Annotated in this window: 23 protein-coding genes and 1 riboswitch; of the genes, 13 read left to right on the top strand and 10 right to left on the bottom strand. The window is 47.3% G+C overall.

The window, feature by feature from the left end:
- Positions 1-129 precede the first annotated feature (129 nt).
- From R3289_RS18195 to R3289_RS18185, 3 genes are all read right to left on the bottom strand, one after another.
- Complete coding sequence (locus tag R3289_RS18195) at positions 130-900, bottom strand: amino acid ABC transporter ATP-binding protein (RefSeq protein ID WP_318927184.1); 771 nt, start codon at positions 898-900, stop codon at positions 130-132.
- Positions 897-1,568 (bottom strand): amino acid ABC transporter permease, encoded by a 672-nt coding sequence (locus tag R3289_RS18190; RefSeq protein WP_318927182.1) that lies wholly within the window; start codon positions 1,566-1,568, stop codon positions 897-899. Before R3289_RS18190 ends, R3289_RS18195 begins: the two co-directional genes overlap by 4 nt.
- Before the next feature lie 119 nt (positions 1,569-1,687).
- Positions 1,688-2,443 carry an amino acid ABC transporter substrate-binding protein gene (locus R3289_RS18185; RefSeq protein ID WP_318927181.1) on the bottom strand — a complete coding sequence of 252 codons (756 nt, stop codon included), beginning with the start codon at positions 2,441-2,443 and terminating at the stop codon, positions 1,688-1,690.
- Positions 2,444-2,903: 460 nt separating this feature from the next.
- On the opposite strand from R3289_RS18185, the gene dnaA reads away from it, so the two are divergent.
- The 5 genes from dnaA to ibpA all read left to right on the top strand — a co-directional run bounded on the left by dnaA (position 2,904) and on the right by ibpA (position 9,615).
- Positions 2,904-4,304, top strand: coding sequence for a chromosomal replication initiator protein DnaA (dnaA, locus tag R3289_RS18180; RefSeq protein ID WP_318927180.1), 1,401 nt, complete (start codon positions 2,904-2,906; stop codon positions 4,302-4,304).
- Between the two features lies 1 nt (position 4,305).
- A complete protein-coding gene (gene dnaN / locus R3289_RS18175) occupies positions 4,306-5,406 on the top strand; it encodes a DNA polymerase III subunit beta (RefSeq protein WP_318927179.1) in 1,101 nt (366 codons plus the stop codon).
- 3 nt (positions 5,407-5,409) lie between these two features.
- Entirely contained in the window at positions 5,410-6,489 is a 1,080-nt protein-coding gene (recF, locus tag R3289_RS18170; RefSeq protein ID WP_318927177.1) for a DNA replication/repair protein RecF, read from the top strand.
- 19 nt (positions 6,490-6,508) lie between these two features.
- Positions 6,509-8,926 (top strand): DNA topoisomerase (ATP-hydrolyzing) subunit B, encoded by a 2,418-nt coding sequence (gene gyrB / locus R3289_RS18165; RefSeq protein WP_318927175.1) that lies wholly within the window; start codon positions 6,509-6,511, stop codon positions 8,924-8,926.
- Between the two features lie 248 nt (positions 8,927-9,174).
- Positions 9,175-9,615 carry a small heat shock chaperone IbpA gene (ibpA, locus tag R3289_RS18160; protein WP_318927173.1) on the top strand — a complete coding sequence of 147 codons (441 nt, stop codon included), beginning with the start codon at positions 9,175-9,177 and terminating at the stop codon, positions 9,613-9,615.
- A 258-nt stretch (positions 9,616-9,873) separates the two neighbouring features.
- Here the strand turns inward: ibpA and R3289_RS18155 are convergent, their stop codons facing one another.
- From R3289_RS18155 to glyQ, 3 genes are all read right to left on the bottom strand, one after another.
- Positions 9,874-11,124, bottom strand: coding sequence for a valine--pyruvate transaminase (locus R3289_RS18155; protein ID WP_318927172.1), 1,251 nt, complete (start codon positions 11,122-11,124; stop codon positions 9,874-9,876).
- Positions 11,125-11,458: 334 nt separating this feature from the next.
- Positions 11,459-13,531: a glycine--tRNA ligase subunit beta gene (gene glyS / locus R3289_RS18150; protein WP_318927170.1), complete on the bottom strand. Its 2,073-nt coding sequence runs from the start codon at positions 13,529-13,531 to the stop codon at positions 11,459-11,461.
- Between the two features lie 9 nt (positions 13,532-13,540).
- Entirely contained in the window at positions 13,541-14,452 is a 912-nt protein-coding gene (gene glyQ, locus R3289_RS18145; protein ID WP_107285061.1) for a glycine--tRNA ligase subunit alpha, read from the bottom strand.
- A gap of 297 nt (positions 14,453-14,749) precedes the next feature.
- Here glyQ and R3289_RS18140 point away from each other — a divergent pair, with 297 nt between their 5' ends.
- From R3289_RS18140 to R3289_RS18130, 3 genes are all read left to right on the top strand, one after another.
- Positions 14,750-15,442: an OmpA family protein gene (locus R3289_RS18140; protein WP_318927168.1), complete on the top strand. Its 693-nt coding sequence runs from the start codon at positions 14,750-14,752 to the stop codon at positions 15,440-15,442.
- A 99-nt stretch (positions 15,443-15,541) separates the two neighbouring features.
- A riboswitch (yybP-ykoY riboswitch) is annotated at positions 15,542-15,649 on the top strand.
- Between the two features lie 93 nt (positions 15,650-15,742).
- Positions 15,743-16,300 (top strand): TMEM165/GDT1 family protein, encoded by a 558-nt coding sequence (locus R3289_RS18135; RefSeq protein ID WP_318927166.1) that lies wholly within the window; start codon positions 15,743-15,745, stop codon positions 16,298-16,300.
- A gap of 179 nt (positions 16,301-16,479) precedes the next feature.
- A complete protein-coding gene (locus R3289_RS18130) occupies positions 16,480-16,731 on the top strand; it encodes a hypothetical protein (protein ID WP_318927165.1) in 252 nt (83 codons plus the stop codon).
- Between the two features lie 71 nt (positions 16,732-16,802).
- Here R3289_RS18130 and tusA read toward each other — a convergent pair whose 3' ends face one another.
- Positions 16,803-17,054 (bottom strand): sulfurtransferase TusA, encoded by a 252-nt coding sequence (tusA, locus tag R3289_RS18125; protein ID WP_318927163.1) that lies wholly within the window; start codon positions 17,052-17,054, stop codon positions 16,803-16,805.
- Positions 17,055-17,194: 140 nt separating this feature from the next.
- Here tusA and R3289_RS18120 point away from each other — a divergent pair, with 140 nt between their 5' ends.
- On the top strand, positions 17,195-17,377 hold the full coding sequence (locus tag R3289_RS18120; RefSeq protein WP_318927161.1) for a hypothetical protein: 183 nt from the start codon (positions 17,195-17,197) through the stop codon (positions 17,375-17,377).
- A 149-nt stretch (positions 17,378-17,526) separates the two neighbouring features.
- Positions 17,527-18,468, top strand: coding sequence for a LysR family transcriptional regulator (locus R3289_RS18115; protein WP_318927267.1), 942 nt, complete (start codon positions 17,527-17,529; stop codon positions 18,466-18,468).
- Between the two features lie 101 nt (positions 18,469-18,569).
- Here R3289_RS18115 and R3289_RS18110 read toward each other — a convergent pair whose 3' ends face one another.
- From R3289_RS18110 to fadB, 3 genes are all read right to left on the bottom strand, one after another.
- Positions 18,570-19,550 carry an MDR family oxidoreductase gene (locus R3289_RS18110; protein ID WP_318927159.1) on the bottom strand — a complete coding sequence of 327 codons (981 nt, stop codon included), beginning with the start codon at positions 19,548-19,550 and terminating at the stop codon, positions 18,570-18,572.
- 179 nt (positions 19,551-19,729) lie between these two features.
- Positions 19,730-20,896 (bottom strand): acetyl-CoA C-acyltransferase FadA, encoded by a 1,167-nt coding sequence (gene fadA / locus R3289_RS18105; RefSeq protein ID WP_318927157.1) that lies wholly within the window; start codon positions 20,894-20,896, stop codon positions 19,730-19,732.
- A gap of 16 nt (positions 20,897-20,912) precedes the next feature.
- Positions 20,913-23,087 carry a fatty acid oxidation complex subunit alpha FadB gene (fadB, locus tag R3289_RS18100; protein ID WP_318927155.1) on the bottom strand — a complete coding sequence of 725 codons (2,175 nt, stop codon included), beginning with the start codon at positions 23,085-23,087 and terminating at the stop codon, positions 20,913-20,915.
- Positions 23,088-23,616: 529 nt separating this feature from the next.
- Here fadB and R3289_RS18095 point away from each other — a divergent pair.
- The 3 genes from R3289_RS18095 to hemG are packed head-to-tail and all read left to right on the top strand — an operon-like array spanning position 23,617 to position 26,275.
- Positions 23,617-24,240 carry a YigZ family protein gene (locus R3289_RS18095; protein WP_318927266.1) on the top strand — a complete coding sequence of 208 codons (624 nt, stop codon included), beginning with the start codon at positions 23,617-23,619 and terminating at the stop codon, positions 24,238-24,240.
- A 43-nt stretch (positions 24,241-24,283) separates the two neighbouring features.
- The gene (locus R3289_RS18090; protein ID WP_318927153.1) at positions 24,284-25,741 is read left to right on the top strand and encodes a TrkH family potassium uptake protein; all 1,458 of its coding nucleotides are present in this window, start codon (positions 24,284-24,286) and stop codon (positions 25,739-25,741) included.
- 9 nt (positions 25,742-25,750) lie between these two features.
- Positions 25,751-26,275 carry a menaquinone-dependent protoporphyrinogen IX dehydrogenase gene (gene hemG / locus R3289_RS18085; RefSeq protein WP_318927151.1) on the top strand — a complete coding sequence of 175 codons (525 nt, stop codon included), beginning with the start codon at positions 25,751-25,753 and terminating at the stop codon, positions 26,273-26,275.
- The last annotated feature ends 332 nt before the right edge of the window (positions 26,276-26,607 follow it).

Here is a 26,607-nt window from a genome sequence, read left to right as displayed (position 1 = left end):
ATCAGTTTTTAAGTTTGTTACTTAGTGTCGGATGTAAAACACCCTCTACCTCAAACAAAGAGGCGGAATTGTAATCACTGACCGTTAAAGAGTCAATAATTATGCCCATATCGTGACATGGGCGGTGAATTATACTTTTTGTGAGCCAGAGCGCAAGGATCCTTCGCTGATCCCGACTTGATTCAGGAATTTTTTTAATCGAGGATCGTGTGGCTGGGTGAAGATCTGCTCCGGTTTACCCTGCTCGACAAACTCGCCATCGGCCATAAAGATCACCCGATCGGCGACTTCGCGGGCAAATTGCATCTCATGAGTGACCACCAGCATGGTCTGATGACGGGTTGCGAGCTTCTGCATCAGAGTCAATACTTCTCCGACCCATTCCGGGTCTAAAGCCGATGTCGGTTCATCAAATAACAACAGTTCGGCTTCTAAGGCCATAGCCCGGCCAATACCGATCCGCTGCTGTTGACCGCCCGAGAGGGCCGACGGGTAGGCATCGCCTCTGTCGCCTAAGCCGATGTCGTCGAGAATTTGCTGGGATCGCGCATAAGCCTCCTCTTTTTTCCAGCCTTTAACCGTGATTAGCCCTTCTGCGATATTTTGCCTGGCGGTTAAATGGGCAAACAGCGCGTAATTCTGGAATACAAAGCCGGTTTTACGGCGCAGTGCTAAAATGTCCGCTTTTGTTGCCTGCGGGCTATTGACGGCGACATCATCGATCTTGATGTGACCTAATTCGGCGGTTTCAAGGAAATTAATACAGCGAAGCAAAGTGGACTTTCCGGTGCCTGACGGGCCGATCACCACTACAATCTCACCTTTATTAATCTCTAAATTCAGATTGGAAAAAATGGTGGTTTCACCAAAGCGTTTGGTGAGGTTGCTTATTTTGATCATCGCACATATGCCTTGTTGAGTTTGGCTTCTGCCCAGTACTGTACCCGAGTCAATATCACGACCATTACCCAGTAAATCAGGGCAACAGCCAGGAAAGCCTCAAAGAATTTAAAGCTGGAAGAGGCTTCCATTTGTGCCCTGGCCATAATTTCGGTTACGCCCAGGGTGAAAGCCAGCGAGGTCGATTTAATCATGTCGATGAAATAGTTCATCAGTGACGGTAAGGCGATCCGGGTTGCCTGAGGCAAAATTATCCGTCGCATCGTCTGCATTTCCGTCATGCCTATCGATAGGCTGGCTTCCATTTGACTGCGATCGACACCAGTAATGGCTGCGCGAATACTTTCTGCTTTATATGCGGCAAAATGGAGGCTCAGGCCGATCACCGCAGCACTGAAGGCATCAAGGCCAACAAAGACCGGAAAGACCTGTGGCAGGCCGTAATACAGCAAAAAAAGCTGAACCAGCAAGGGGGTTCCGCGAAAGAAACTGATGTAAAGCTGACTGAGCTGATCGAGTACCGGGACTTTATAAACCCGGATCAGAGCCAGGCCGACGGCGATTACCAGTGCAAAGACTAATCCCCATGCCGCCATGGCGAGCGTGGTACCTAGATATTTCAGTAAGATCGGCACCAGGGATAGCATATAGTTAAAATCGAAACCCATAATGGATGCTTATTCCGTTTGTTATCGTTGCAGAGACACAAAAACTCACCAAGTGGTGAGTCTTTGTCAATATTGGTAAATGCTTACTAACGTGTGAGCATTTACTTAGAGTATATCCGTTACTTGGTGATATCCGCATCAAACCATTTGATTGATATCTCTGTCAACGTTCCGTCTTCCCGCATTGCGGTCAGAGCGTTGTTCACTTCGTTACGGAGTGTTTCACCTTTTTCACCTTTGACAAAAGGCCAGGCGTTTTCGATCGTCTCAAACGGCGTACCGGCAAGTTGAAGTGGTAGGTTTGCTTTTTTGATCAATTCGACTGAAGAGAGGCGATCCATGACAAAGGCATCGGTACGTCCCAGCGCAACATCATGCTCAATACCCGTGTCGTAGGTTTTGATGTTGATTGTTCCGTCTTTATCCAGCTCACGCAGCAACTGTTCATAGTTTGAACCTAAGTTCACGCCGACCGTTTTGCCTGCCAGATCGGCAATGCTGCTGATGTCGGTATTATCTTTGCGTACCACCAGCTGGGCACCGTCAATAACATAAGGCTGTGCAAATAAGTATTTAGCCTGACGCTCAGGGGTGATTGTAATTTGGTTTGAAATAGTATCGATACGACCGGTTTCTAGTAGTCCAAACAAACCAGAGAAGCTGGCTGTTACAAATTCAACGTTATAGTCGTTACGTTTGCTGATTTCATTCCACAGATCGACTTCAAAACCTTGCAGCTTATCTTTTTCTACAAAGGTGAAAGGAAAATAGCGCCCGGACATCCCGACTTTCACGTCTGTCGCTGCCATGGCCGTTTGGCTGGCTGCTATCGTTAATGCTATAACGGTGAATGTTATTTTTATCCAGCTTTTCATTCGGTCTACTCCGTGGCTGACTGTGATGATTCTCTATTAGCGTAATCGTACTTGGTTATATATGTTTTTTTTAAATAACTTGGAGTTATTTGACATAACTAATAGTTTTATCAGTGTTCGCCTTCCTGCTCCTTCATGCCATTTTTTCTCCGTTTTGGTTGTTTAATATAGATCACATCTATCAGTTCATTAACGGTACCATTGTGAATGAAGCCGTTATGGATAGGGGGGCGGTCGTTTCGAATAATTTTCTGGCTACAAAGGAGGGATCCGAGCGATTGTTAACAGAATTGTGGGTAAGGGCGGGTAAAATTGTGCTGATCTCGGGGTTGCTTGTGCGATCATTGTGAATAAGTCTGATCTTATTCACTGGATCTACGATCTCTTTGCTGGTGATCCTGAGCCAGCGGGTATAAAATTAGCCCTCTTTTGTCTTTTGTTATTCAGTGTGGAGTCGAATTTGTCATCTTCGCTTTGGTTGCAGTGCCTTCAACGCCTTCAGGAAGAACTCCCTGCAACAGAATTCAGCATGTGGATTCGACCCCTACAGGCAGAGTTGCACGATAATTCGTTGACTCTGTTTGCGCCTAACCGTTTTGTGCTTGACTGGGTACGGGATAAGTACCTCAATAATATCAACCGTCTGCTCAATGAGTTTTGTGGCAATGATATGCCGATTTTGCGGTTTGAGGTAGGCAGTCGTCGGGTTGTCGCGCCACCGCCTCAGCCTGTTGCTGCCCCTGTTGCAGTATCACCAGCACCGACAGTGTATGATGAGCCGCCTTCTCGTTCATGGGAGCCAGCCCCTTCACCGGTACAGCCGGAATCGAAGTCGGGTTACCGTTCGAATGTTAATCCAAAACATAATTTTAATAATTTTGTCGAGGGTAAATCGAATCAGCTGGGTCTGGCTGCTTGTCGACAGGTTTCCGGTAACCCGGGCGCAGCCTATAACCCTTTATTCCTCTATGGCGGCACCGGTTTGGGCAAAACGCATTTACTGCATGCCGTTGGTAATGCGATTGCCGATCGCAAGCCGAATGCTCGCGTGGTTTATATGCACTCTGAACGCTTTGTGCAAGATATGGTTAAAGCGCTGCAAAACAATGCCATTGAAGAATTTAAGCGTTATTACCGCAGTGTTGATGCGTTGCTCATTGATGACATCCAGTTCTTTGCCAATAAAGAGCGTTCGCAAGAAGAGTTTTTCCATACCTTTAATGCGCTGCTTGAAGGCAATCAGCAGATCATTCTGACGTCTGACCGCTACCCGCGCGAGATCAACGGGGTCGAAGATCGCTTGAAATCACGTTTCGGTTGGGGGCTAACCGTCGCGATTGAACCGCCGGAGCTTGAAACCCGAGTCGCGATTCTGATGAAGAAGGCGGAAGATCATAATATCCGCCTGCCTGATGAAGTGGCATTCTTTATTGCCAAGCGTCTGCGCTCTAATGTCCGCGAGCTTGAAGGGGCATTAAATCGCGTTATCGCCAATGCGAACTTTACCGGTCGGGCTATTACGATCGATTTCGTGCGAGAGGCATTGCGTGATTTGTTAGCACTGCAGGAAAAACTGGTAACGATTGATAATATTCAGAAGACCGTTGCCGAATACTATAAAATAAAGATGGCTGATATGCTGTCGAAGCGTCGTTCCCGTTCTGTGGCGCGCCCGCGTCAGATGGCGATGGCCCTGGCAAAAGAACTAACCAACCACAGTCTTCCGGAAATCGGTGATGCTTTTGGTGGTCGAGACCATACCACGGTCTTACATGCCTGTCGTAAAATCGTACAGTTGCGTGAAGAAAGCCACGATATAAAAGAAGATTATTCAAACCTAATAAGAACATTGTCGTCTTGATATGAAATTTACCGTTGAACGCGAACATCTATTAAAACCCCTGCAGCAGGTGTCTGGTGCACTGGGCGGTCGGCCTTCTCTGCCGATCCTGGGAAATATTTTGCTTCAGGTCGAATCCGGTTGCCTGTCGATGACGGGAACCGATCTGGAAGTGGAGCTGATTGCGAAGCTGGCTCTTGAAGCTGACTTCGAGCCGGGGGCGGTGACAGTCCCGTCGCGTAAATTTCTTGATATCTGTCGTGGCCTGCCTGACGGCGCCAACATTGCGGTGTCGTTGGAAGGAGATCGCGTCCTTATCCGCTCTGGTCGTAGCCGTTATTCGCTATCGACGTTACCGGCGGCAGATTTTCCAAATATTGACGATTGGCAAAGCGAGGTCGAATTTACCTTGCCTCAAGGCCGTATGCGTCAGCTGATTGACAGCACGCAGTTTTCAATGGCGCATCAGGATGTACGTTACTACCTGAACGGTATGCTATTTGAAACGGAAGGGACCCGCTTACGCTCAGTGGCTACCGATGGCCACCGTATGGCGGTCTGTGCCATCGATTTGGCGCAAGAGCTGAGCTCTAAGCAAATTATCGTACCGCGCAAAGGGGTGCTGGAGCTGGTTCGCTTATTAGATAATGCCGACGCGATGGTTGATATTCAGGTTGGCAACTCGAACATTCGTGCTACCGTGAATAATTTTGTCTTCACTTCTAAACTGGTCGATGGTCGTTTTCCTGATTATCGCCGGGTATTGCCGCAGAACAGTAATAAATTTGTTGAAGCAAGCTGCGATGAACTGCGTAAAGCCTTTTCCCGTGCGGCTATTTTGTCGAATGAGAAATTCCGCGGTGTGCGGGTTAATATCTCTAACGGTGAAATGCGTATTACCGCCAATAATCCCGAACAGGAAGAAGCGGAAGAGTTTGTTGATGTAAATTATCAGGGGGATGATTTGGAGATTGGCTTTAATGTCAGTTATGTACTTGATGTGCTTAATACGTTGAAGTGTGAGCAGGTTCGTCTCTCGTTAACGGATGCGAATGCCAGTGCCCTGGTTGAAGACTGTGCTCACGATGAAGCCATGTATGTTGTAATGCCAATCAGATTATAAGGCATGTCACTTACCCGTTTAGTCGTCAAAGATTTTCGAAATATTGAAGCGTGTGACTTAACCTTGTCGGCGAGCTTTAATTTTCTGGTTGGGGCGAATGGCAGCGGAAAAACCAGTGTATTGGAAGCGATTCATTACCTGGGCCACGGGCGTTCGTTTCGCAGCCACCTCACAAGCCGTGTGATCCGTCATGAACAACATGAATTGTTTATCCATGGCCGGGTTCAGAGCGATAATGATTTAGAGCTTCCACTTGGCATTAATAAAAAGCGAGACGGTACCACGGAAGTGAAAGTTGCCGGTGAAAGCGGTCAGAAACTGGCACAACTCGCACAGGTTTTACCACTGCAACTGATCACCCCTGAAGGGTTTGAATTGCTGATCGGCGGACCGAAATATCGCCGTGCATTTATTGACTGGGGGGTTTTTCATATTGAGCCTCAGTTTTATAATGCCTGGAGCCGGATAAAACGGTTGACTAAGCAGCGCAATGCGCTGCTAAAAACGGCCCGTAGTTATCGTGAAATCAGTTACTGGGATCAGGAACTGGCAACGCTGGCCGAAGAGATAAGCATATGGCGTTACCGCTATTTAGACGCGGTAAAACAAAAAGCGGCTGAAATATGCCAGGGCTTTTTGCCCGAATATGATATCCAGCTGACTTATTATCGTGGCTGGGAAAAAGAAACACCCTATGCTGAGCTGTTAAAGCGTAATTTTGAACGTGATTGTCAGCTCGGCTATACCGCAAGCGGTCCTCATAAAGCTGATTTGCGGATGAAGGTTGCTGGTACGCCTGTGGAAGATGTGCTGTCCCGAGGGCAGCTGAAACTTATGGTGTGCGCGCTGCGTCTGGCGCAGGGTGGCCATCTAACAGAAGCGACCGGCAAACAGTGTATGTACCTTATTGATGATTTTGCTTCCGAGCTGGATAGCCATCGGCGTGCGCTGTTAGCGCAAAGGTTAAAAGAAACCAACGCCCAGGTTTTCATCAGTGCGATCAGTGATGAACAAATCGCGGAAATGCATGATGAAAATGGCAAGATGTTTCATGTGGAACACGGTAAAATAACCGCAGGATAATTAAAGCGAGAGTAACTCAATGTCCAACAATTACGATTCATCAAGCATCAAGGTGCTTAAAGGCCTTGATGCTGTACGTAAGCGCCCAGGGATGTATATTGGCGATACAGATGACGGTACTGGCTTGCACCACATGGTGTTTGAGGTCGTCGATAACTCTATCGATGAAGCTCTTGCTGGTCACTGTGAAGACATTATTATCACGATTCATGAAGATAATTCTGTTTCTGTGAGCGATGATGGCCGTGGTATTCCTACCGACATTCATGAAGAAGAAGGTGTATCTGCCGTTGAAGTTATCATGACGGTATTGCACGCCGGCGGTAAGTTTGATGATAACTCATACAAAGTCTCGGGTGGTCTTCACGGGGTCGGGGTCTCGGTTGTTAATGCCCTGTCTGAAAAAGTCGATCTGACAGTTCATCGTAACGGTTTCACATACCATCAAATTTATCATCACGGTGTGCCTGATGCGCCTCTTGCTGTTATTGGTGAAACGGAAAAGACAGGTACACGAATTCGTTTCTGGCCAAGCGAAGAGACGTTTACCAACGTCGTCTTTCAGTATGAGATTTTAGCCAAGCGTCTACGCGAATTATCGTTCCTGAACTCTGGCGTATCCATCAAATTGATTGATGAGCGTGAGGAAGGTAAACAAGACCATTTCATGTATGAAGGTGGTATCAGAGCGTTCGTTGAACACCTGAACCGCAACAAGACGCCGATTCATCCAAAAGTATTCCACTTCGATTTCCAACGTGAAGACGGGATTTCGGTTGAAGTGGCAATGCAGTGGAACGATGGCTTCCAGGAAAACATTTACTGTTTTACCAACAATATTCCACAGCGTGACGGTGGTAGTCACTTAGCCGGTTTTCGTGGCGCACTGACGCGAACTTTGAATACCTTTATGGATAAAGAAGGTTATTCGAAGAAGGCGAAAACCGCAACTTCGGGAGATGATGCGCGAGAAGGTCTGACCGCGGTTGTATCGGTAAAAGTACCGGATCCAAAATTCTCAAGCCAGACTAAAGATAAGCTGGTTTCGAGCGAAGTGAAACCAGCGGTTGAATCTGCCATGGGTGAGAAACTCAGCGAGTTCTTACTTGAAAATCCGGCAGATGCCAAAATCGTTTGTTCAAAAATTATCGATGCATCACGTGCACGTGAAGCTGCGCGTAAAGCGCGTGAAATGACCCGCCGTAAAGGCGCGCTAGATCTCGCTGGCCTACCAGGCAAACTTGCCGATTGCCAGGAAAAAGATCCGGCTCTTTCTGAACTATACATAGTGGAAGGGGACTCTGCTGGCGGTTCAGCCAAGCAGGGGCGAAATCGTAAAAACCAGGCTATTTTGCCGCTGAAAGGTAAAATCCTTAACGTAGAGAAAGCACGTTTCGACAAGATGCTTTCATCGCAAGAAGTCGCAACCTTAATCACCGCCATGGGCTGTGGTATTGGCCGTGACGAATATAATCCGGACAAGCTCCGTTACCACAGCATCATTATTATGACCGATGCCGATGTCGATGGTTCGCACATCCGTACGCTACTGTTGACCTTCTTCTATCGTCAGATGCCGGAGTTGATCGAACGTGGTCATATCTTTATTGCCCAGCCACCGCTTTTCAAAGTGAAGAAGGGTAAGCAAGAGCAGTACATCAAAGATGATGATGATATGAACCAGTATCAGGTTTCTCTTGCTTTGGATAATGCTTCTCTGTATACCACCGAAAGCGCTCCCGCTCTTGCTGGACTTGCCTTGGAAGAATTAGTCAAACAATACAATGCAGGAATGAAGCTGGTTGAGCGTATGAGCCGCCGCTATCCAATTATGATGCTGAATGAGTTTGTTTATCAACCGCGTCTTGCTGTCGATATGTTGGCAGATGAAGCGGCGGTTGAAGCATGGTCGAAGCCGTTAGTGGCGGCATTGAATGACAAGCAATCGGGTGAAAGCCAGTTTAGCTTCGCCATTATTCGCGATGAAGAGAATAATGTCTTCTTACCGAAAGTGATTGTTCGTACCCATGGGGTGGAATATGACTATGCGTTGAGCTATGACTTATTGAACTCGAAAGAGTACGGTAGACTTGCGGATCTTTCTGAAGCGCTGCATGGGCTGCTTGAAGAAAGTGCTTATGTTCAACGCGGTGAGCGTAAACAACCGATCACGAGCTTCAAAGAAGGCTTGGATTGGTTGATTAAAGAATCGCGCCGTGGTCTGTCACTTCAGCGCTATAAAGGTCTGGGTGAGATGAACCCTGAGCAGCTTTGGGAAACGACAATGGATCCGGAATCTCGCCGCATGCTGCAAGTTACGATTCATGATGCCGTGGCTGCTGATGAACTGTTCACGACTTTGATGGGCGATCACGTTGAACCTCGCCGTAACTTTATTGAACAGAATGCACTGAAAGTGGCGAATCTAGACGTATAGATTATTACTTTGAGTTGGGTTGTGATTAAAACGCCGCTGTTTAGCGGCGTTTTTATTGGGATGAATACCTGCAACAGAAATAAATTTTTTGTATTTACGCTTGGAAAAGATGAAGACCATCCCTATATCTAGTTATGAAGAGCAAGACGCCTGATTCAGGGTCAAGCGACAGGTTTGTCCAATAGCGGAAAACCACTTCATTACATAACCGTATTGTTTTTTATTGCTTCATTAGAAGGATAGCTATTATGCGCAACCTAGATTTCACTCCTCTTTACCGTTCTGCAATTGGTTTTGATCGTCTGTTCAATCAAATGGAACAAAATGTCAGTAATGCGAATACCGGTTACCCACCATATAACATTGAGCAGCAAGATGAGAATCACTACCGTATTACGATGGCAGTTGCCGGGTTTGCTGATGAACAGTTAGATATTACCCAGCAGCAAAATAAGCTGATTGTGCGTGGTGTTCGCGAAACTGAGAGCAAAGAAGAGCGCCATTATCTCTACCAAGGTATTGCTGAACGCGATTTTGAGCGTAAATTTCAATTAGCGGATTACGTAAAAGTAATCGGTGCTCAGATGGTGAATGGTTTACTTCACATTGATCTCGAACGAGAAATTCCTGAAGAGCAGAAGCCAAGAAAAATTGCTATTAATGGCGGAAACCTGATCGAAGGCGAATAGCCGTTCAGTGTGAGTTATTTCGTTGTAGAGTCGTGGAAGGTCAGCTTATGCAGGCCTTTCTGATCGTTACCGTACTGATGACTATTCTGTCTTACTTTATCGGCTAGTTTGATGCTGAGTATGACAAGCGGGGAGCAAGATCAGTTGTTTCACGTGGAACGCTGACTGCCAGTATTAGCCTTCAGACCGGTTAAAATACAATCAGGCAGTGGTCATTATCGTGAACAGGCGGTGTTGTCATACCGCCTGCCACAAAAATTAAGCTTCAGCGTAGGCTTTCGCGACTTCTTCAGCAATGATCGCAATGCCTTTTTTCATGTCATCATCATTCTGGACATAGTTCATCCTCAGGCATTCATGGCCATGTTGCCAATCAGCGTCTAATCCAATAAAGAAATACTCTCCCGGAACAATTAGCACGCCGCGGGCTTTAAGCCGGCGATAGAGATCCATTGTCGTGATGGGCAATTCCTTAAACCATAACCATAGAAACATGGCTCCTTCCGGCTTATGAATACGAAAGCGCTCATCAATAATGGCGGTTTGTAATAACTCGACCGCATGCTGTGATTTACGTTGGTAAAAAGGTTTGATTACCTGTGCGCTGAGTGCCAATAAGTCTTGCTTTTCAATCATCTTATTGATGATTGCAGGACCAACCCCACCCGGGGCCAGGCTGAGCACGCCGTTCATGTTTGTAATCGCTGTGGTGATCTCTTCACTCGCAATGACAATGCCGCAGCGAACACCGGGTAAACCGAGCTTAGATAAACTCATACAAAGAATGGTGTTGTCATTCCAGAAAGGGGTGACATCGGCAAAGATAATATCTGGGAACGGTATGCCATAAGCATTATCAATGATCAGCGGAATATTATGCAGCCGGGCCAGTTCATCCAAATGATGGATCTCTTCGTCGGTAAGTACATTACCGGTCGGGTTGGTTGGCCGAGAAGCACAAATCGCCCCGATGCTGTTATCAATGATGAGTTCGTTAAAATTGATGTGGTACTTGAACAGGCCATTGCTGAGTAAGGCGATCTCCGGGCGGTAAGAGATAAACATGTCATCACTCAGGCCAGAGTCGCCATAGCCAATATACTCCGGGGCTAGAGGCAATAAGATCTTCTTCCGGCTGCCGTCTGGAAAATCACCGGCAAGCAGATTGAATAAGTTAAAGAAAGCACTTTGGCTGCCATTCGTCAGCGCAATATTTTTTGCGGTGATATCCCAATCATATGTTTCTCTGAGCAAATCGGCGAGGGCATTCAGAAAAGTATTTTTCCCTTGTGGCCCATCGTAATTAGTCATTGCCGCGGTAAGCTCACCGGTGTCGAGCATTTCTTTGGCAATACCATTAAAATATTCCACCATGGCAGGTATCTGGGCAGGATTGCCACCACCAAGCATGATAGCGTCAGGATTTCTTAAGCCGTCATTGAGATCATCCATTAGCTGGGTAATGCCTGAATAACGAGCGAACTTGTCTCCGAATGTAGAAAACTCCATGTGTACTTCCGACCTCAGTATCTTGTTCTTATCATAAACTTGTTAAATAGCTGTATAGATTGCCTTCAGTTGTCAACATACATGATTGTACTGCAGAGGGAAAGGATAAGAACCCAGCATGATTTTTGCTGGTTGTTTCACGTGAAACAGTAAAAGAGTCTAGGTGAGAAGGCGACATTTTGAGTGTAGTCGATTGCAACTCTAGTCTGAGATGACGAGGTGGTGGTGTTTCACGTGGAACCATATAAGTATAGTGAGCAGTGGCATGTGTGCGAAAATGTAACCGAAAAAAAACCCCACACCGGAGTATGGGGTTCGGGTTTGTCATCAGTGTTTATTTCTGCAGGAGTGAAATGTCAGCGACTTTCAGGAACTCATTGCGAAGCTGGTTTAGCATTGTCAGACGGTTAACTTTGAGTTTCTCGTCATCTGCCATAACCATGACATTATCGAAGAAGGCATCTACCGATTCCCGTAGGGTTGCCAGCTCCGAGAGTGCATGCTGATAATCACCTTCGGCAAAGATTGGTGCGAGGGTTGCGATGACTGCTTCCACTTTTTCAGCTAGTGCCTTTTCGGCATCTTCGATAAGCAGTGTGCTATCGATAGATGCAGGTAATTCACCATCGAATTTTGCCAAGATGTTACCGACACGCTTATTCGCAGCCGCTAATGATTCTGCTGCATCCAAAGAACGGAAGTGAGTCACCGCTTTTACACGCTGATCAAAATCAGCAGGTTGAGTTGGTCGACGAGCCAGTACGGACTGAATTACATCAACGCTATGGCCTTCGTCTTGATACCACGCGCGGAAGCGGCCCAGCATGAAGTCGATAACATCAGCTTCAACGTTGTGGTTTGTTAGCTTGTCTCCGAATAGGGCTTTGGCTTTAGTGATCAGGTCAACTAAATCCAGTTTGTAGCCTTTCTCAACAATGATCCGAAGCGCCCCCAGCGCTGCTCGACGCAGTGCAAATGGGTCGTTTGCACCTTTAGGGTGCAGGCCGATACCGAAGATCCCTACTAGCGTGTCAATCTTATCCGCGAGTGCGACCGTAGCGGCCACGTCTGATTTCGGTAGGTCATCCCCCGCGAAACGAGGCATGTACTGCTCGTTCAGCGCCACCGCAACGTCTTCGTGCTCACCATCAAGGCGAGCATAGTGCATGCCCATGACACCTTGAGTATCTGTAAACTCAAATACCATTGAAGTCATCAGGTCGCATTTAGATAACAGGCCGGCACGCTCGGCGTGCTCTGCATTTGCACCGATCAGATGAGCGATAAATCCTGACATAGCCGTGATACGGTCAGTTTTATCACGCAGGGTACCCAGTTGCTTCTGGAACAGAACGGTTTCCAACTCAGGAAGCCGTTCAACCAGCGCACGCTTGCGATCTGTCTTGAAGAAGAACTCAGCATCAGCAAGGCGAGGGCGAACGACTTTCTCGTTACCTTCGATGATTTGACGAGGATCTTTCGACACGATGTTAGAGACGAAAATAAACTTAGGTATAAGGTTGCCTTCAGCATCGTATACCGGGAAGTATTTCTGATCCCCTTTCATGGTGTAAACCAACGCTTCTGAAGGCACGTTTAAGAAGTCTTCTTCAAATGAAGCTGTTAAGACAACAGGCCATTCAACCAGAGAGGTGACTTCTTCAACCAACTCATCTTCCAGATCGGCAATACCACCGACTTCAAGAGCTGCTTTCTTCGCACCTTCGAGGATGATTGCTTTACGCCTATCGTAATCAGCGATGACTTTGCCGCGCTCTTCAAGAAGCGCCGGATATTGATCTGCATTATCAATAGTGAACTCAGGCTCACCCATAAAGCGGTGACCACGAATAGTACGCGCTGAATCAACACCAAGAATGTTCCCGGCGATCAGTTCGCCACCTAACAACATCGTTAGGGTTTTAACCGGGCGGATAAATTGTGTTTCTTTGTCACCCCAACGCATTGGTTTAGGGATCGGGAGTTTAGCAAGTGCCGCGGCAGCGAGGTCTGAAAGCAGCTCTTGTGTCGGCTTACCTTTGACTTCCTGCTTGTACAGTAGCCATTCACCTTTGTCTGTTTTCAGACGCTCAGCCTGGTCGACGGAAATACCATTACCGCGAGCCCAGCCCTGAGCTGCTTTAGTCGGATTGCCTTCTGCATCAAAGGCTGCAGCAATAGCCGGACCTCGTTTTTCAACGACCTTGTCCGCCTGGCCGGCTGCCAGTGCGGTGACTTTTAGCGCTAAACGGCGAGGGGCGGCAAACCATTTCACGCCTTGATGGGCAAGATCAGCGGCTTTCAGTTCAGCCTCAAAGTTTGCTGCAAATGCTTCGGCAAGGGTACGCAGGGCTTTGGGAGGCAGTTCTTCAGTACCTAATTCGATAAGGAAATTATTTTCAGTCATGCTACGTCCTTACTTCTCTTTTTTACACATAGGGAAGCCAAGGGCTTCGCGAGATGCGTAGTAAGCTTCAGCAACTTGTTTTGTCAGGTTGCGGATACGCAGGATGTAACGCTGACGCTCGGTAACCGAGATCGCTTTACGTGCATCAAGAAGGTTGAACGCGTGACCTGCTTTTAGAATACGCTCGTAGGCTGGAAGTGAAAGTGGGTTTTCAAGTTCCAATAGTTCCTTGCACTCTTTTTCGCACTGGTCGAAGAAAGAGAACAGGAAGTCCACGTCTGCATGCTCAAAGTTATATGTGGATTGCTCGACTTCATTCTGGTGAAAGATATCGCCATAGGTGACCTTACCTAATGGGCCATCGGTCCATACCAGATCGTAGACTGAGTCAACGTTCTGAATGTACATCGCCAGACGTTCAATACCGTAAGTGATCTCACCGGTTACAGGTTTACACTCAAGACCACCAACCTGCTGGAAGTAAGTAAACTGTGTTACCTCCATGCCGTTAAGCCAAACTTCCCAGCCAAGACCCCAGGCACCCAAGGTCGGGTTTTCCCAGTTGTCTTCTACAAAACGAATGTCGTGCACTTGAGTGTCAATACCTAATACTTCGAGTGAGCCTAGGTAGAGTTCCTGAATGTTGTCCGGAGATGGTTTCAACATTACCTGGAACTGGTAGTAGTGCTGCAGGCGGTTAGGGTTTTCACCGTAACGACCGTCGGTTGGGCGGCGAGATGGTTGAACATACGCTGCTGCAATAGGTTCCGGCCCCAGAGCTCGCAGACATGTCATCGGGTGAGAGGTACCTGCACCAACTTCCATGTCCAGAGGTTGTACAATGGTACAACCTTGCTGGCCCCAGTAATCCTGCAGCGCGAGGATCATGCCCTGAAAGGTTTTAATATCGTATTTCTGCATTGTCAGCTTCGCGAGGTTAGTGGATTAAAAGTAATTTGAATAACAATCCAGTATACATTGCATGGCTTTTTCCGAGTAGGGGCAGTGCACGTTTTTTATCCATCTTTAGCGGTTTTGCGTAATTATTTTGGCGTATTAACGGACTTTACCATCAGGACGGTGAACAATTGACATTGTTCTGATGCGTCGAATTGTTCCATTCTTTAGAATACTGGTTTCTGAACGGAGCTATATGCCGTACAGTATTAATGTTCGTAACAATCACATCGATTGTAAATCGAGAACAGGGACAAGAGAATGACTATGAATTTTTCTGTGGCATCTAATAAATGGGTGCGATCTGCTATTTTTGCAGTGGCAACATCTGTTGTTGCAACGGGTTGTACCACTGTTAACCCTTACACCCGTGAAGATCAAACAGCCAAATCAACCAGTGGCGCATTAATCGGTGCTGTTGCCGGGGCGGCGATTGGTGTAGCGTCTTCCAGTAAGAGCGATCGCGGTAAAGGTGCATTGATTGGAGCAGCCTCCGGTGCGGCATTAGGCGGTGGTATTGGTTATTACATGGATGTCCAGGAGACCAAATTACGTCAGCAGTTAGAATCTACGGGCATCAGTGTTACCCGTGACGGCGATAACATCGTACTGAACATGCCAAATGAGATTACCTTTGGAGTTGATAAGTCAGACTTAAGCTCTCGTGCAATGAATGCGTTGCATAATGTGGCATTGGTGGCAAAAGAATACGATAAGACCATGCTCAATGTGTATGGGTTTACGGATAGTACCGGTTCTGAATCTTACAACTTGCGCCTGTCTCAAGTACGAGCAGGTGAAGTGAGCAATTACCTGATCCTCAATGGCGTAACGGCAAATAGGGTTGCATCAAAAGGGATGGGTGAAGCACGTCCTATCGCCTCTAACAATACGACGCAGGGACGTGCAGAAAACCGTCGCGTTGAAATTGTATTAAGCCCGACGGCTGGCTAATTTACTCTTTATGTTGCCGGCCCATAATGTTGGCTGGCAATATCTCCTTACAACGGTTGGCTTCTCAGTCTTGACCATTAATTCCTAACTCGTTATTATCCTGCCTCCTTTGGGGAGTAGCCTCTCGATCTATCGAGATAATCGTCAACATACTTGAAGCAAAATCTTCATGGCGATTATGACTCACATTCATCCTACTGGTGAGTTTGGCGAGACCATTGGTAAATCTGCATGAACCGGGGTGGGGCGTGTGTGTTTACCTGTGGTTCTAATAAATATCCTCGCCCCAAAGAGCATGTCGTGAGTGTGTTAGCTGTATCTATTACTAGTGTTGCATTAGCTGAAATTGGTGATAAAACCCAACTGTTATCTCTGCTGTTAGCTAGTCGCTATCGTAAACCTGTACCGATTATCTTAGCCATTTTTCTCGCTACGATTGCGAACCATGCGTTGGCTGCCTGGTTGGGCGTTGTGGTGGCGGATTACCTGATTCCAGAGGTGTTAAAATGGGTACTTGTGGTCAGTTTTGTCGTGATGGCCGGTTGGGTCCTGATCCCCGATAAGCTAGATGACGATGAAAGCATATCGAATCGGGGTCCATTTGTGGCGAGTTTTATTGCGTTTTTTATTGCCGAGATAGGGGATAAAACCCAGGTTGCCACAACAATGTTAGGGGCCAAATATAGTGATGCGCTACTGCTTGTTGTTCTCGGGACGACAATCGGGATGTTGCTGGCAAATGTTCCCGTCGTCTTGATTGGCAAGTTGTCTGCAGAACGTATGCCTCTGGGGTTGATCCGTAAGGTAACGGCGACACTGTTTGCTGGTCTTGCCGTTACTGCGGTATTTGGCCTGTAACCATACTTTCCCATGATGGGTTATGATATTGGAATAAAGCGAGGTGTTTCACATGAAACAATCGTCGATTATCTCGTTATTATGAAGAGCAACGGAACTGTGATGTTTGCCATAGTGCACCTAATATCGCCATGATATTGTGGTGGTGATCGTTACGGTATTCAATCCTAGGAGGGGATATGACCCGATTTCTCGCTATTTCACCGCAAAGCCAATGCTGGTTATTTAATATTGCCTTAGCACTTAACATATTGGGTATGATGTTGACTGATATGTGGTTGCCGATGGTGGTCGGAGCGATTATAACAACCTATTTATCCGTCGATGCCTGGGTGCGATTACGTTACGTTATTCCGATGAAAAAAGAAATTCGCGAGTTACGCCACGAGTTAGAACAGGCGCGTAAAGAGGTTCGTGATAGTTGCGGGTAGAGAAGGGATACCGAGCGGTTATTGCATGGGAAAAGTTAGATAGCAAAAGGGCAGCTCGGTGAGCTGCCCTTTTAATTTCCCGTCCCTTTACGGATCAGAAAACGATAAGGGATATTATCTGTGTCTGCCGCTATCAGGGTGTGATCCATAAAGCGACAAAAACTAGGGATATCCCGGGTGGTTGAGGGATCATCAGCCAGTACCAGCAAGGTGTCGCCTTCTGCCATTTTTCTTACGGTCTTGCGTACCATCATCACGGGCTCTGGACAACGCAACCCTTGCGCTTCCAGGTTATGAGTCGGGTTTTTAAAAATTGCTGTCATAACATATACATTCTGTTTTAGAGCCTCTGATCATACTTATGGATAAGAATTAATCAATAAGGGTTGGCAAATCAATGCGAACTGTGTAACGTATTTAACAGGTCATTAACGTTCATCTTCTGAAGGATTAGGAGGTTATTATGTTGACTCAAGTTGATCGCCTGACAATTTATAGTGTGCTGTGCTTTATCACTTTTTGTTCTCTTGTTTTACGCAGCCCAAATAATCTGAGTGTTTTTGCACTTGGAGGGTTGATTGCTGCCGCGCTGGGACTCTGGTTTGAATTAATAAATTCACCGGATCTCGAAGAGGAAGAAAATTAACTTTTCGACCACTCAATACCTTACATCGACTACACTCTCCCCAATTTCTTGGGCTTACCCGCTTTTTAGCGGGATTTTTTTATCGGCAGCTTCATAATGACTGGGTTTCTCATCATTATGTGGCTATTACTAAGCGAGTGAAGTTTGATATGGAGCTGGAAGAAGTCTACCGCCGTGATTTAAATTTACTGGTGGCGTTAAAAGTCTTGCTTGAAGAGTGCAGTGTCAGTCGGGCTGCAGTCAGACTCAGTCTCAGCCAGTCAGCGATGAGTCGGGTATTGGGGCGGTTACGGGATTTACTGGGTGACCCGCTTTTTACCCGACAAGGGCAGCATCTTATCCCTACCCAAAGGGCGCTGGAGCTCAATGAATCACTGAATGATCCGCTGGAAGCATTACGTATTCTTCTTACCCCCAGCGATTTCCGCCCGGAATTGTGCGATCAGCGTTTTGTTATTGCCACTACCGATTACGCTATGCAAACAATCCTGCCCTTTGCTCTGCCTCGAGTTTATGAGGAAGCGCCTAATATATCGTTGAAATTCGAACCGTTGCAGCATGAACATTTACTGAGCCAGTTAACCACTGATGGCTGTGATATGGCCATTTGCCGTCCTACCGGCCCTGTTGATCCCTTGTGCCGTGACAGTCTTGGTCTGGTGAGTGTATTTTGCCTGTTGTCAAAAAATCATCCGATGGCAGATCAGAATCTGACCCTGGATGATTATCTAACGTTCCCCCATGCGATGATTGCGATCAGTGACGGGGTTAAATCTCTGATTGATGAATCCCTGCGAGGATATCGCCAACGCAAGCTGGTACTGTGGGCTTATCATTTGGAAGCGGCCTTGGCTATTGTGGATAAAATGCCGCTCATTATTACGGTGCCGGCGGATTTGGCCTATTTAGTCGCGGAAAAACATAACTTAGTGATTAAGTCGTTGCCGTTTGAATTCAAGCCGTTTGACTATTCGCTAATTTGGCACCCCCGCTGTGAACATTCAGCCTCACAGATTTGGTTGCGTAACCTGATTAAAGAGGAATGTGGACGTCTGATTGATAAGCGGATCCATGATATGGGGCTGGCCTAAACTCACTGGATCACAAGTCGTTATTGGTGGGCGTTGGGATATTGGCACGGGGTGGGAACAAAAAGGCCAGCAATAGCTGGCCAAGGTCGTTATTGTCTTTTTTATAGCTTGATCACGACACGGCCAGTGATCTGGCCATTGGTAATGGCTTCGGCACATTCTGCAACTTGTTCTAATGCAATTTCTCGGCACGCTTGCTGGTAGTAACTGGCTGGTAGTAGCTCTGTTAAGCGTTGCCATGCCTGCAGACGTTTTTCGAACGGGCACGAGACCGAATCGATACCCTGTAGTCTTACATTTCGAAGAATGAAAGGCATGACTGTGGTGGGTAAATCAAACCCACCCGCCAGACCGCAAGCGGCAACGGCGCCGTTGTAGTCCATCTGCGCCAGCGTTTTTGCCAGTACTTTACTCCCGACGGTATCAACAGCTCCGGCCCAAAGTTGTTTCTCCAAGGGGCGTGCCGGTTCTTCAAATTCACTGCGTTCGATGATACGGGCTGCACCCAGCGCCTTGAGCAACGGGCCGTTTTCAGTCGAACGGCCAGTGACGGCTGCAACCTGATAGCCGAGTTGAGCCAGAATAGTGACGGCAACCGATCCCACACCACCACTTGCGCCAGTAACCAGTACTTCACCGGCATCGGGTGTAACACCCGCATCGACTAATGCCTGCACACAAAGCATGGCGGTTAGGCCTGCGGTCCCAATCATCATGGCTTGCTTGCCATCTAAATTCGCGGGTAAGGGTACCAGCCAGTCGGCTTTCAGACGCGCTTTCTCTGCCATCCCGCCCCAGTGACCTTCGCCAACACCCCAGCCAGTCAATACAACCTGATCGCCTGCCTGATAGCGGTCATCACTTGATTCCACAACGCGACCGGTTAAGTCGATACCTGGCACCATCGGGAACTGGCGCACAATGCGGCCTTTACCTGTGATGGCTAAGCCATCTTTGTAGTTAAGAGAAGAGTAATCCACACTGACTAATACCTCACCGTCAGGCAGCAGAGATTCGTCAATTTGACGGATCTCTGCAATGGTTTTTTTTTCTTCCTGATCAAGAACGAGTGCCTTAAACATAGATGTACTCCGGGTATAAAGGAAAGGGCTGCGAATATGGGTAGAGTGTAGTCGTGATAAGGTTATGAATAAAATGAAACTTTATCATTTAATCTATGCACCAGGCACATGTGTAGTGCGAGTGAACGGGGGGCTCATAAAACAAGCCCGCAAAATGCGGGCTAAGTCTTTGTTATCGGCTATTCAATACGTTCGAAGATAGTGGCGATCCCCTGACCTAGGCCAATACACATGGTCGCAAGGCCAAACTGAACATCGTGATGCTCCATCTGGTTGATTAAGGTTGTTGAAATACGAGAGCCCGAGCAACCGAGCGGGTGACCCAGTGCAATCGCGCCGCCATTCAGGTTCACTTTCTCATCGACTTTATCAAGCAAGCCTAGATCTTTGGCGCACGGTAAAGACTGGGCTGCAAAGGCTTCATTTAATTCCACCATACCAATATCGTCCATGGTCAGACCGGCTCGTCTCAGTGCTTTGTGGGTGGCGGGTACCGGACCATACCCCATAATCGAAGGGTCACAACCTGCAATAGCCATTGATTTCACGCGGGCACGAATAGTGAGACCAAGCTCCTTAGCACGGCTTTCATTCATTACTAGCATGGCTGAAGCGCCATCTGACAACGCAGATGACGAGCCGGCTGTTACTGTGCCGTTCACCGGATCAAATACCGGGCGCAGAGCAGATAAACCTTCTAGTGTGGTTTCCGGCCGGATGACTTCATCGTAGTCATACAGTTTTAGCACTCCGTTTTCGTCGTGACCCTCAATGGGAAGGATTTCATTGTTAAACCGTCCTTCAATCGTTGCTGCGTGGGCGCGCTGGTGAGAACGTGCGGCGAATTGGTCTTGCATTTCACGACTGATCCCATGCATGCGGCCGAGCATTTCAGCTGTTAAGCCCATCATGCCAGCAGCTTTTGCGACAGACTTTGACATGCCCGGATGGAAATCGACACCGTGGCTCATAGGAACATGGCCCATGTGCTCAACACCGCCAATGATGCAAGTCTCTGCATCGCCAACCATAATGGCACGCGTTGCATCATGCAGAGCCTGCATGGAAGAGCCACACAGGCGGTTTACCGTGGTAGCACCCACAGTATGTGGAATGCCGGCTAAAAGCGATGCATTGCGTGCTACGTTAAAGCCTTGTTCTAGCGTCTGCTGTACACAGCCCCAGTAGATATCTTCAATGGAATTCGGATCTAGTTGGGGGTTACGGCTGATTAATCCTTTCATCAGGTGCGCAGACAGATCTTCAGCACGAACATTTCGAAAAGCACCAGCTTTAGAGCGCCCCATCGGGGTGCGGATGCAATCAACAATTACTACGTTATTCATTTTTTATCCCTCATCCTTAAGCGTTTGCTTGTGCTGTATGTTGCGTTGAATAGTAGCTTTCGCCTTTGGCCGCTTTATCACGCAGGCCTGCCGGTACTTCATAAACGGCACCGAGATGAGCAAACTTATCTGCCATGGCGATATATTCAGCCAGACCCAGAGTATCAATGTAACGGAATACACCGCCGCGGAAAGGAGGGAAGCCGATACCATATACCAGCGCCATATCGGCTTCGGCCGGGGATGCAATAATACCTTCTTCCAGACAACGAACGACTTCGTTAATCATGGGGATCATCATGCGGGCAATAATATCGTCACTGGTGAACGCTGTTGCTGAGCCTGAAACAGGTGCGAGCAGGTCTGCCACGGCTGGATCAATGCTCTTCTTCGGCTTGCCTCGGCGATCGACAGAGTAAGCGAAGAAACCTTTACCATTCTTCTGTCCAAAGCGTTGTGCTTCGAACATCACATCAACAGCATCTCTGTACTCTTTGCTCATGCGGGTCGGGAAACCTTCCGCCATAACCGCCTGGGCATGATGAGCGGTATCAATACCAACCACATCTAGCAGGTAAGCAGGGCCCATTGGCCAGCCAAATTGTTTCTCCATAATTTTGTCGACAACCGTGAAGTCAGCACCGTCACGCAGCAGCAGACTAAAGCCGGCAAAGTAAGGAAACAGTACTCGGTTGACGAAGAACCCCGGGCAGTCATTTACGACGATAGGAGATTTACCCATCCTTGCCGCATAGGCGACAACACGCGAGATGGTTTGGTCTGATGTGCGTTCACCTCGAATGATTTCCACTAGTGGCATCCGATGAACGGGGTTGAAGAAGTGCATCCCGCAGAAGTTTTCAGGACGCTTGAGAGACTTCGCCAGTAAGTTTATTGGAATCGTCGAGGTATTAGAGGTGATCACCGCATTGTCTGATACCTTACCTTCGACTTCCGCTAAGACTGCGGCTTTAACTTTCGGGTTCTCGACGACGGCTTCAACCACGATATCCGCATCTTCTGCGTCTGCATAGTGCAGGCTTGGAGTAATTCCTGACAGTACTTTGGCCATCTTGATACCATCAATCCGGCCCCGTTCCAGTTGTTTGTTCAGCAATTTTGCGGCTTCGTTCATACCCAGCTCAAGAGAAGAAACGGCAATATCTTTCATCAGTACCGGTACGCCTTTAAGCGCAGATTGATAGGCGATACCGCCTCCCATAATCCCTGCACCAATAACGACCCCTTTGGATGTCGGCTGGCCTTCTTTGGCGGCTTTCTTCGCTTTGCTTTTGATGTATTGATCATTGAGGAAAATCCCAACCAGAGCCTGGGCGACCTCCGTTTTCGCGAGTTTTACGAAGTGCTTGTTTTCAACAGCCAATGCTTCGTCACGATGCATTCTGGCTGCTTCTTCAATGGTAATAACGGCCGCCATCGGAGCCGGATAGTGCGGACCTGCAACTTGTGCCACCATACCTTTGGCGATGGTAAAGCACATTGTTGCTTCCATTTTGTTGAGCGTCAGCGGTGCCTTCTTCTGCTCTCGACGGGCTTGCCAGTCCAGTTTTCCGGCGATGGCGTCTTTCATCATTGTCACTGCTGCTTCTTTTAGCACCTGTGGCGCGACAACGGCATCGACTAGACCAAGCTTCAGGGCATCTTGAGCTTTTTTATCTTTACCGGCGGTAATGATTTCCATCGCAGGATCTGCCCCGATCAGGCGTGGCAGACGAACTGTGCCGCCGAAGCCAGGCATGATGCCGAGTCGAGTTTCTGGCAAACCAATACGCGCCGTGGTATCAGCCAGGCGGAAATCCGTGGCAAGAACACATTCACAACCGCCGCCAAGTGCGTGGCCGTTTATGGCTGAAAGCGTCGGTACGGGTAGATCTTCTAATTTATTAAAGATGTCATTGGCTCGGGTCAGCCATTGGGACAGCTCATCTGCAGGTTTGGCAAACAAGCCAAGAAACTCTGTGATATCAGCTCCTACAACAAATGCATCTTTATCTGAGGTAAGAAGCAGGCCTTTAAGGTCTGTTTGTTGATAAAGGGCATTTAAGGCTTCGTTAAAGCATTCCAGGGTTTTTAGATCAAATTTATTAATCGAGCCTGGAGCGTTGAGGTTAAGTTCCGCAATACCATCTTCCAGATAGCTGACGGATAGGGTTTCACCTTTGTAAATCATGTTCTATCTCCGCGATTTCCGGTTCTGTGCCAGATTGGTTTTACTGGTTTGACCTGTAACCAGGTTAGAGATAAGTCTGAACCCGTTATGCAACTATTTCAACACTTATTTAAAACAATTGTTTAACTTTTATTGTTAATAATAATAGGTGGGATATGTTGGTTTATTTTTGCTATTGAAAGTAAAGACTTTTTTATTGTCACGTTTAATGGCAGCGCGAGCCGGTTGTTGGGGTATTGTTAACTTTCTTGTCTGTTCTGACGCGGGAGTTATCAGGCACGAGTTGTTCGTTGACCGCATTTGTTTTGCGACAGTGAATGTAAATAAAGTCGACAGGTCGGAAATATCGATTTCAGCTCAAAGAAAAGAAAGGGCTGTCGTGTGGGGGAGCGAGCCGGTTAATGGTTGTATCTGGCTGATTATTTCTCTTTATGTGTTTCTTATTACAGCTATATTGAATTTGTTGTGCTTATGTTGTGGTATCCTGCGCGATTATTTTCATCTGGATTTTATTGGTAGTCACCCAATGATGGAGTCTGACCCTTATTTAGTGCCAGCGGCTGAGGCATGCTTTGAAGAAGAGATAAAGAAAAGTCGCTTTATCACTTATTTGGCGCACACTCCAACAGTCGATGCTGCGAAAGCTTTTGTTAGACATATCAAAGCTAAGCACAGCGATGCTCGCCATCATTGCTGGGCTTTTGTCGCTGGACGTCCGACGGATTCGATGAAATGGGGGTTCAGTGATGATGGTGAGCCATCAGGAACCGCGGGTAAACCCATTCTCGGCCAGTTAACGGGGGCCGGCATTGGTGAGATCACGGCAGTGGTTACCCGTTACTCCGGCGGGATAAAGTTAGGAACGGGTGGGCTTGTCAAGGCTTACGGTGGTGGCGTCCAGCAAGCCTTAACTGTGCTGCAAACCAAAGAAAAGGTAATAACTTCGGAACTCAGCTTGAGCTGTGAGTATAATCAGGTTTCACTGGTCGAGTCGCTGCTGGCAGAATATGCAGGGATTCAGCTCTGTGCTAATTATGGCAATCAGGTCGATATGACCCTCGAGCTTGATAGCCGTTTGGTGAAAGAATTTTCAGCCAAACTCACTAATCGCAGTGGTGGTCGAATCATACCAACCACCGGTTCCGATAATTAATCGCACTCTATAATCGTTTTTAAGGATGAGAGCCGACTAGGCTATGCAGTTTCGATCTATCATCAGAATCGTGGGGCTATTGCTCGCGTTATTTAGTGTCACCATGCTTGCACCGGCTTTGATCGCCTTGATCTACCGGGATGGTGCCGGTTTTCCATTTGTCGTCACGTTCTTCCTACTGTTTGCTGGTGGGGCTTTGTTGTGGTTTCCCAACCGGCGCCATCGTCATGAACTGAAAGCGCGGGATGGTTTCTTAATCGTTGTTTTATTCTGGACTGTAATAGGTAGTGCTGGTGCTGTCCCTTTTATCTTGGCTAAAACCCCCGATTTGTCCCTCACCGATTCTTTTTTTGAATCCTTCTCGGCTCTAACGACGACAGGGGCTACGGTTATTGTAGGCCTGGATCATTTACCTAAGGCCGTTCTGTTTTATCGTCAGCTACTGCAATGGTTCGGCGGGATGGGGATCATTGTATTAGCGGTTGCTATTTTGCCGGTGCTGGGGATCGGTGGGATGCAGTTATATCGGGCAGAAATTCCGGGACCGGTCAAAGACAGTAAAATGACACCGCGTATCGCGGAAACAGCAAAAGCTCTTTGGTATATCTATTTAGCGCTGACTGTCAGTTGTGCCGGTGCATTTTGGATGGCAGGTATGACAGTGTTTGATGCTATCTCCCATAGTTTTTCAACAGTTGCCATTGGTGGCTTCTCAACTCACGATGCCAGCATGGGTTACTTTAATAGTCCCACTATTAATCTTATTACTGTGGTCTTCTTACTGATATCCGGCTGTAACTTTTCACTGCACTTTGCCGCATTTGCTAATGGTGGGATCCATCTTCGCACCTACTGGCGAGATCCTGAATTCAAAGCCTTCCTGGCTGCCCAATTGATACTGTTCCTAATATGCTTTGGTATGTTATTACAGCACCATTCATACAATTCTTATTATGATGCGTTTGATCAGGCGTTATTCCAGACTGTTTCGATATCGACGACCGCGGGTTTTACGACCACTGGATTCTCCGATTGGCCGTTGTTCTTGCCTGTACTTTTATTGTTTTCATCTTTTGTTGGTGGCTGTGCAGGTTCAACCGGTGGCGGTATGAAAGTGATTCGGATGCTGCTGCTGTTATTGCAAGGGGTTCGAGAACTTAAGCGTCTGGTGCATCCGCGTGCGGTGTATACCATCAAGCTCGGCAGTAAAGCCTTACCGCAGCGGGTGGTGGATGCGGTTTGGGGGTTCTTCTCTGCTTATGCCCTCGTATTTGTTATCTGTATGCTGGCTTTAATTGCGACAGGGCTGGACGAACTTACTGCGTTCTCAGCTGTTGCCGCGACTTTAAATAACCTCGGGCCAGGCTTGGGGGAAGTGGCCGTGCATTTTGGTGAGATAAACGAGTCAGCGAAGTGGGTACTCATTATCTCAATGCTATTTGGCCGATTAGAAGTGTTTACTTTACTTGTTTTGTTTACGCCGACGTTTTGGCGAAATTAAGGAGAGGTTGTGGAAAAGGTTTTACTGCTTCACTCAAGTACTGAAGGGCAAACGATTAAAATTCTTCATTATATAGAAGAGGAATTACGTGATAGCTGTGAGTGTGAATTGCAGGACCTTCACTCATTGTCTGCTGTTGATTTTTCTCAATATGATCGTGTGCTGATTGGTGCCTCTATTCGTTATGGTCATTTGAACAAAAAACTGTATCAGTTTATTGCTCAAAATCAGCAGCAATTAGAGCAGTGTAAAGTCGGTTTCTTCTGTGTGAACCTGACCGCTCGTAAAGAAGGGAAGAATACGCCTGAAACGAGTGTATATATGCAGAAGTTTTTACAGAAGTCATTATGGCAACCCAAACTACTGGCTGTGTTTGCTGGCGCACTACGTTATCCACGTTATAACTGGTTCGATCGTACAATGATTAAATTCATCATGAAGATGACGGGGGGAGAAACAGATACAACAAAAGAGGTGGAATATACAGACTGGGATAAAGTTTCACACTTTGCAGCCCAGTTTAAGCGGTTTTAAGTCTATAATATGACGACTTAGTCTATTTTTTGTCCGAACTGTTGGTTTTGACAAGTTTATTTTAAAACACCTCTTGCCAATGTGATCGAACCCTCTATAATGCGACCTCACTGACACGGAGCACGGCGCTTAGCCAGCAACCTAGTCAGTATGTTCTTTAATAATTTGACCATGCAATCTGTGTGGGCACTCGTGAAAAAGTTAAGTCGAAAGATTTATCAATGAACTGAGTGACCGAACAGTATGATTCCTGCAGAGGAATGATATTGGCACAGTCAATTTATGCTTCAACTTCGGTTGAAACAAGAAAATCAGTAAAAATCATTGAGCCG

This window comes from Photobacterium sp. (genome assembly GCF_033720175.1).
In the GTDB taxonomy this organism is placed as follows: Bacteria; Pseudomonadota; Gammaproteobacteria; order Enterobacterales; family Vibrionaceae; genus Photobacterium.
This window is presented reverse-complemented; position numbering and strand designations above follow the sequence as displayed.